This is a genomic window from Trebonia sp., from assembly GCF_030042015.1.
GTDB lineage: Bacteria > Actinomycetota > Actinomycetes > Streptosporangiales > Streptosporangiaceae > Trebonia.
The window spans coordinates 1-7,187 of record NZ_JASIAL010000144.1 but is presented as its reverse complement, the minus strand read 5'-3'; the positions used below and the strand labels follow the sequence as shown (position 1 = coordinate 7,187).

The 7,187-nt window shown below is 69.8% G+C and carries 9 protein-coding genes; 4 read left to right on the top strand and 5 right to left on the bottom strand.

The features are described 5' to 3' along the window. The coding region (locus Q1N79_RS07375) for a hypothetical protein (protein ID WP_300605885.1) at window positions 1–220 on the top strand (220 nt) is incomplete at its 5' end. 70 nt (window positions 221–290) lie between these two features. On the opposite strand, the gene Q1N79_RS07370 is transcribed toward Q1N79_RS07375, so the two are convergent. From Q1N79_RS07370 to Q1N79_RS07350, 5 genes are all read right to left on the bottom strand, one after another. Beyond that, a complete protein-coding gene (locus tag Q1N79_RS07370; RefSeq protein ID WP_300605875.1) occupies window positions 291–605 on the bottom strand; it encodes a hypothetical protein in 315 nt (104 codons plus the stop codon). Next, window positions 602–850: a hypothetical protein gene (locus Q1N79_RS07365; protein WP_300605873.1), complete on the bottom strand. Its 249-nt coding sequence runs from the start codon at window positions 848–850 to the stop codon at window positions 602–604. The genes Q1N79_RS07370 and Q1N79_RS07365 overlap by 4 nt, the downstream gene beginning before the upstream one ends. Window positions 851–938: 88 nt before the next feature. Beyond that, window positions 939–2,423, bottom strand: a complete 1,485-nt coding sequence (locus tag Q1N79_RS07360) for a hypothetical protein (protein WP_300605871.1) — start codon at window positions 2,421–2,423, stop codon at window positions 939–941. 148 nt (window positions 2,424–2,571) lie between these two features. Further along, the gene (locus Q1N79_RS07355) at window positions 2,572–2,907 is read right to left on the bottom strand and encodes a helix-turn-helix transcriptional regulator (protein ID WP_300605869.1); all 336 of its coding nucleotides are present in this window, start codon (window positions 2,905–2,907) and stop codon (window positions 2,572–2,574) included. Beyond that, window positions 2,904–4,100: a site-specific integrase gene (locus tag Q1N79_RS07350; protein WP_300605867.1), complete on the bottom strand. Its 1,197-nt coding sequence runs from the start codon at window positions 4,098–4,100 to the stop codon at window positions 2,904–2,906. Before Q1N79_RS07350 ends, Q1N79_RS07355 begins: the two co-directional genes overlap by 4 nt. Before the next feature lie 347 nt (window positions 4,101–4,447). Between Q1N79_RS07350 and Q1N79_RS07345 the strand changes: the two genes are divergently transcribed. The 3 genes from Q1N79_RS07345 to Q1N79_RS07335 all read left to right on the top strand — a co-directional run bounded on the left by Q1N79_RS07345 (window position 4,448) and on the right by Q1N79_RS07335 (window position 7,054). Beyond that, window positions 4,448–5,467 carry a site-specific integrase gene (locus tag Q1N79_RS07345; protein WP_300605865.1) on the top strand — a complete coding sequence of 340 codons (1,020 nt, stop codon included), beginning with the start codon at window positions 4,448–4,450 and terminating at the stop codon, window positions 5,465–5,467. A gap of 132 nt (window positions 5,468–5,599) precedes the next feature. Continuing rightward, window positions 5,600–6,706: a tyrosine-type recombinase/integrase gene (locus tag Q1N79_RS07340; protein ID WP_300605863.1), complete on the top strand. Its 1,107-nt coding sequence runs from the start codon at window positions 5,600–5,602 to the stop codon at window positions 6,704–6,706. A gap of 15 nt (window positions 6,707–6,721) precedes the next feature. Then, window positions 6,722–7,054, top strand: a complete 333-nt coding sequence (locus Q1N79_RS07335) for a helix-turn-helix transcriptional regulator (RefSeq protein WP_300605861.1) — start codon at window positions 6,722–6,724, stop codon at window positions 7,052–7,054. Window positions 7,055–7,187 lie beyond the last annotated feature (133 nt).

The window sequence follows — 7,187 nt, the reverse complement described above, 5'->3', positions numbered from 1 at the left end:
CGGTCAGCTTCTCCTTAAGCTCACGGATGTCGGCAATGGATTCGTACATGATCGAGTGGTGTCGGGACATCTGCTTCCGGAGATTCACGATCTGCTCGGCTGGCGCGGGATGGTCGAGGAAGGCCACCCAAACGTCCCGCATCGGCTGCTCGGGCCGGCCGAGTTCGAGCAGGCCCGTGAAGAGTTCCTCCTCAGTGTGTCAACGGCATCTGAAAACTGACCCTCTGGCGGCTCCTGAATTTTGACCCCTCGACGGGTTGGCTGGTTAGGTTGCGTTGGTCTGCTGGTGGTTAGTCGGGGTCGTAGGGTTCGCGGGTGTCGCGGAGCGGGGAACGGCGGCTGTACTGGAGTTCGGCTTGCTCGGGGCTGGTGCCGAGGGTGGTGGCGATGTCAGCCCAGCTGGCGTGCTTGCGGCGGGCGTCGGCGGCGAGCTCGGGGATCATGCGCCCGGCCTGGTCGATGAGGCTGGCCAGCAGGGTGATCGCGGTAAGGGGGTCGCCGGGCCAGCGGCCGCGGCGGTCGGCGAGCTCGCGGAGGGCGTTCTCGATCAGGTCCCACGTGTCGTTGCCGCTGCGCGGCGGGACCGGGGGGATGAGCTCGGTCATGAGTTTTCTCCGGGGTCGTGGCTGGCTGCGGGGATGCGGCCCAGGTCGCGGTTCTTGAGCCGGTAGCTGTCGCCCTTGAGGCTGATCACCTCGGCGTGGTGGACCAGCCGGAAGCGCGCGGGTTCCGGAGATCTGGGAGCCTGCTCGCGGGGAACCCGGCCGTCGGTCGTGATCGAGGGGAAAGTGGTGGCTGGGTTCGCGGGATCCGGGCGATCGGTATCTGCTGTTGTCCGGCCGGCGAGCACGGCGACGCCGGCTTTGAGTGGGGAGAGCCCGGCGGCGCAGGCCGGAGGGCGGCGGCCGGGTCGTGAGCGGTCATGGGTCTCCTCGGGATCATCGCGGCACGGTGGGACCGCGGTCGGGGTGAGCAGCCTGGACGTAGTTCATCGCGGGTTTGGCGGTGAGGCCGAAGACGCGCATGAGGTGGACGGGGTCGGCGGTGTGCCGGGCTTCGTCGAGGATCCGGTCCTGCCGCACTTGGGACGGGTTGAGGCCGAGCTCGCCGAAGATGGCGTCGAGGACGGTGAGGGCGATAGGCGGCCCGGCGGTGTCGACGGCAGTGTGCCTGGTGACCAGCAGGTGGGGATTGCCGGTAAGGGGCCAGCATCTGTGCCGTTCGCGGAGCCAGTCGGCCATGAGCGCACGGGAAAGCTCGTCGAGGTAAACGGTGTGCGTTCCGGTCGGGCGCCGGACGGCGAGCTGGCCGCGGGGCAGGTCGAGGTCTTCCAGCAGCAGGGAAGCCGTCTCTTTCTTGCCGAGCGCGTGGATGGCGATCATGGCGACGGTGACCTTGGCGATCGGGGTGCCGGCCCGGTCGATCAGCCCGCGGAGCAGGTCGGTGGGGATCGGGGCCGGCAGCCGGCGCATGGACGGCAGGGTGACCCCGCGGGTCGGGTCCCGGAAGATGATCTTCTCCTGCTTGAGTGCCCGGAACAGGCTGCGCAGGGCGGGAAGCAGGTTGTGTGCCCTGGCGCCCGGGTGCTGCCTGAGTGCTTCCTGGATGTCGTCGCGGGTGATCTCGCGCAGGCTGGTGACGTGCTGGCCCCATTCGGCCAGGACCGGATGGAAGCAGTTGAGGTAGCTGCGGACCGAGGAGAACGGCAGTTCCTGGTGAGCCCGGCGGCCTTGTCCGCGGATGACTCTCACCCACTGGCGGACCTCGCCGGCGATGACGTCGGGAAGGGCGTCGATGTGCTGGTTGATGGTGCGCTCGACGGAGGTGCCCTGCCGGTCCGGGTCGGGGATGATCATGCCGCGGTCATCGAGGAACTGCAGGACCCGCCGGGTAGCGGTGCTGGGACGGGAGCTGAGCGCCCTGACGTCGGCCTCGTGGACAGGGGCGCCGGCTCCCAGCCAGGCCAGCAGGATCCGGAGGGTCTTGGTCGCGTTATTGCGCGGCCCGGTGCCCATGCCGCAGGATCTGGCGTGCCGGTCGAGCTCGCCGACGAGGGCGCTGGCTGCGGGCGTCAGGGCGGGCAACTGGTCCAGTTCGCCAGCGTTAAGGAAGCTCCAGTCACGGCGGGCGTCGAACAGCACGCCCTGCGCGGGATCGACCAGGTGCGGCGAGACCGGCTGCGCTAGCTGCGGCCGGCGGGGCTGGATCACCCGCCGGCAGGCCGCGATGCCGGAGGGCACCTGCTTGTCCTTGCAGTTGGCGGGGAGCGTCAGCGACGATGCCCGGGACAGCCGGAGTCCGGGCAGGAGGAACCCGAGCTGGAGCGGCCGCCCCGGCCGGGGGTTTGCTAGCCAGCCGGGGTCCTCGACGCGGACGGTCATCAGGCAGGGGCGGCAGAGCCCGTCACGATCGACGTGGGTCACGCGGCTGCAGTGCAGGCAGGGAGCCTGGCCCGGGAGGGCCCGCCGCCACTTGGAGCAGGCGGCGCAGCAGGTGTACTGCGTCAGCGGACCCCAGCCGAGGCAGACCGGGCACTGCCCGGCCGGCCATCTCCTCTCGTCGCCGGGCATGTCAGTTCGGGGGCAGCGACCGGCGGGATCCGCCGGCCCGCGGGACCGGCCGGGCGGGGCTGCCGGGCTGACCGCCGGCCCCGGCTGCCCGCTGCTCCTGCCGGCCGCCGTCAGCGCCGGCGAGGGGCTCGGCCTCGAGCAGGTCAGCGACGGTGCAGTCCAGTGCGGCGCAGATCTTGTCCAGGTCGTCGAGCCGGACCGAGATCGGCTTGCCGCTCCAGAGGGCGGCGACCTTGCTGAGCGAGGGCGTGAACCCGGCTTCCTCAAAGGCTTTCAGCAGGTCAGCGGGCCGCCAGATGTCACGCTTCGCTGCGGCCCAGCGCAGGTTCCATTTCATCGCAGGTTCCCCTTGTCCGTCGTCAGCCGTTGCACTGCCCGGTCAGCGGCGGCCAGGCCGGCCTTCTCGGGATCGGCATGGGCAGTTGCCAGGTAGGAAACCGTAGTGGTCGGCCGGTCGTGGCCCAATAGCTTCTGCACCTCCCAGAGCGACATGCCGCCCTCGTAGTTGTGGGTCGCCGCGGCGTGGCGGAGGAGATGGGGGTGCAGGTGGGTGACCGGCCCGGTCAGGAACCGCTCGCCGGCGGCCTGCAGGGCCTTGCGGAAGGTGGGCGGCGTGACCGCGATCCCCGGTGAGGGCACGTTCAGCGCCGACACGGCCGGCGGGATGCGCTCGGAGGGGAACAGCGGCGCGTCCGGGTGCCCCGGGTCGTCGCTGAACCCGCCGCGGACGTCCTCGATCCACCACCACAGCAGTGCCCGGCCTTCCTCGAACATGTAGGCCTCCCGCTGGCGGGGCCCGGACCCGCGGGCGCCCTTGCCGTTGACCAGGAACCGGCCCCACTGTCCCGATTCCCAGTGCAGGTCGCCGATCCGGACGCCGCACAGCTCGGCAGCCCGGACGCCGGAGAGGTAGGTGAGCTTGCCCATCACGTAATCGCGGCGGGCGACCGCGGGCTTGCGGGCCGCTTCCAGCGAGCGGCGCCAGCGGGCGAAGAACTCGCGGAGAGCCCGCTGCGAGGGCGGAACCCGCAGGCCGAAGTCGCCGCGGTGCCGGGGCCGGTTGAACGGGTCGACCGGCGACTCTACTCCGATCCCGTAACGGCGGGCGATCTCGCCCGCATACCTCTGCTCGAGGAACGCGAAGTAGCCGTCGATCTGGTTCATCTTCCGGCGGACCGTGGCGCCCGACCGCTTGCCCTCCCCGGCGAAGTACTTGTCGACGTGCCGCGGGGTCAGCCGCCACGGAGACAGGCCGTAATGCTCGCAGACCTCGATGACCGGCTTGACCAGCCCGTCCAGCGTCGCCTGCGCCAGTCCGGCAGCGTCTCGGGCCCACTGGTACTCGGCGATCGTGTCCAGGAAGAAGCCTCCCTCGCCGTCCTCGCTCAGCTCGGCGGCCTTGCGCCGCTGCAGCGTGAGGACGTCAGCCAAGCCCGGCTCGACGGCCACGAGCTCCGGCTCATGCTGCCCGCTGCCGCCCGGAGCGGGGACCGGCACCACGGACAGAAGGCGACTCCTGGATTCAGCCACGGAACGGGAGATTACGCCAGTAACTCCAGGAATCCTGGTTAAATTAGCGGATTCCGATGTGATCGGAATCGGGCTGCTCAGCGGACGCTGACCTGCTGACATGCGGTCTTCCGTGACCGGGGGAACCGACGGAACCCGCGCGTACTCCGGTTGTCGATCATCGCGGCGGCGACCACGTCGTCGCCGAAGACCTCGCCCCAGCGAACCGGGGCTGGCACATGTTCGGGTTGAGCAATCCGGGCTGGTGCCTGGGATATCTGCTCAGCGGCGTGGTTGCTGATCTTTGAGGTGTAAGCAGCGTATGTTAGGCATTACCTTAATGATTCAGGTGTGAGGAAGGTGTGCCGGTGACGCCGAGGCTGCGGGTGCTGGACGGCGGGGCGGTCCTGGAAGGGCCGGTCGAGAGTGATCCGTGGAAGTTCCAGGCTGCGTGCGTGGATGCGTTCGTCGCTTCCTGGCGGGCGCGCGGGTTCAGCCCGGTCACGGTCGATAACGACATCGGCCAGCTCGAGCGGACGCTGAGGGCGCTGGGCCGCCCGGCGTGGGAGGTGACGCCGGAGGACATCGACCGGGTCGTCGGAGACTTGGCCGTGGCCGGGCGGACGACGGCCACCCGCCGGGAGTACGTGCAGATCTTCAAGGGCTTCCACCGGTTCCTTCAGGCCCGTAAGGCTGCCGAGATCGAGGCCGCGTTCGGGGTCCGGCTGGTCTGCCCGGTCGATGAGTTCAATGCCTCCCGGCACGTCGGTGACGATTCCCCGGCCGAGTTGGCGCCTCCGGTTCCCGAGCGGGTCAGCGAGTTCTTCGACTTCCTGAAAACCCGGATCGCGACCGCCCGTAAGTACGCGCCCGCAGCCAGGGACTATGCCTTGTTCCGGACGCTGTATCACGCGGGGCTGCGGTCGGAGGAGGCTGCGCTGCTGGACCGGCCGGACGTGCACTTCGGCCGTGGCCCGTTCGGGAAGCTGCATGTCCGGTTCGGCAAGGGGGCTCATACCTCTGGGCCGCGGCCGCGGTGGGTACCGATGCTGGACGGCCTGGACCTGGTGCTGCGCTGGTTCCTGGAGGACGTGCGCGGCAGGTTCCCGGACTCAGCCGTCCTGTTCGCCGATGAATCCGGCGGCGCGCTGCATCCGGGCACGATCCGCAACCGGCTGCGGTATCTGATGATGCTGGAAGGACGCCCGGGCGCGGACTGGTTCAGCCCGCACGCGCTGCGCCGGGCGTGCGCGACCCACAACTATGAGCGAGGGGTGGACCTGGTCGCGATCCAGCAGCTGCTCGGTCACTGGACGGTGAGTTCGACGATGCGGTATGTCAACTATCAGGAATTGCATCAGATGGGCGAGAACCCGCAGGTCGCCTGATGAGCGGGGTCCGGCAATAACGGCACGCGGCTGGCTGACGGCACCTCCTGACCTGCATGAGTTGCGCGTTGATCCCGTTAGGTGCATGATCCTCCCTTCAGACGGATGCGGTTTCTGGGGCTGGAGGGCGGGTTGGGGCGAGGCGATCTGGCGGGGGCGGCGCACTTGGAGCTGGTGTCCGGGGTGGTGCCGCTGCGGCCGGAGGACGCGATGTGCGAGGCGATGCTGAGCGGCTGGCGGGCGCAGCAGAAGGCCCGCGGGCTGCAGGACTCGACGATCGCTCCCCGGGAAAGGCTGGTGCGCGCGTTTGTCGAGTTCACCAACGAGTACCCGTGGAGCTGGGGGCCGGGGCACGTTGATGAGTGGACGCTGTCGCTGGCCGGGGAGCGGCACCTGGCCCCGTCGACGATCCGCGGTTACCAGACCGGCCTGCGGCTGTTCAGCGAGTACCTCACCGACGGGCGGTACGGCTGGGCGGCGGCGTGCGAGAAGGCGTTCGGGCCGGGCAGGCACCCGGTGGCCATCTGCCATGAGTGGAACACCGTCGCGCACCTGAACGAGTACGAGGGCAGCCCGGAGGCCCGCCCGTTCACCCGCGAGGAACTGCAGGCTTTCCTGGACTATGCCGATGAGCAGGTCGACCGCGCGGTGGCGGCGAAGCGGAAGGGAGCGCTGGCGGCTTACCGGGACGCGACGCTGTTCAAGGTCATCTACGGGTGGGGGCTGCGGCGCACCGAGACGTCGAAGCTGGACGTGGCGGACTGGGGCCGCAACCCGGCGGCTCCGGAGTTCGGCCGGTTCGGGATGCTGCACGTCCGTTACGGCAAGGCGGTGCGCGGGCAGCCGCCGCGGCGGCGGAACGTCCCGTCGGTGATGGCCTGGGCGGTGGAGGCGGTGGCCGACTACGTGGAGAACATCAGGCCCAGGTTCGGGTGCCCGGATCATCCGGCCTTGTGGGTGACCGAGCGGGGCGGGCGGGTCAAGCCGGCCGAGATCAATGCCCGGTTCGTCGCCTACCGCGACGCGCTGGGCCTGCCGTCGGCCCTGGTCCCGCATAGCCTGCGGCACTCGTGGGTTACGCACCTGACTGAGGACGGGGTGGACCGGCGGTTCATCCAGGAGGCCGTGGGGCACCGCTGCGACACTTCGACGGCGATTTATACGCATGTCAGCGGCGACTTCATGAACACCGCGCTGCGCAAGGCGCTGGCCCCGGCGCTCGGCGGGCAGCCGGGCTGAGGACGGGAGGAACCGATGACGCGCAAGCTGGATTACCGGTGGAACCTGCGGCAGGTCATGGCCAGCCGGGACATGTTCCAGACGACGGACCTGGCCCCCCTGCTGGCCGAGCGGGGCATCGACTTGTCGTCCAGCCAGGTCTACCGGCTGGTCACCGAGCGGCCCGAGCGGCTGAGCCTGAAGGTCCTGATGGCGCTGCTGGACATCTTGGACTGCTCGATGGAGGACCTGATCGAGCCGGCCGCCGCGGCTAAGCCTGCCCGCAAGGCAAAGACGGCCAGCGGGGAAGAAGCGGGGGTTGGCATGCTGCGTCCGCGGCGGGCCAGGATCACGCGGGACGGCGGCTGAGCGATGACCGCGGGCATCCCGGAAGTGCTGGCCGACCCGGTCGGCGTCATCGTGGCGATGGTCAGCGGCGTCGAGCCGTCCCTGGACCGGTCGGTGATCGAGGAAGCGGTGATCAGCGTGGCCGGCGGCCGGG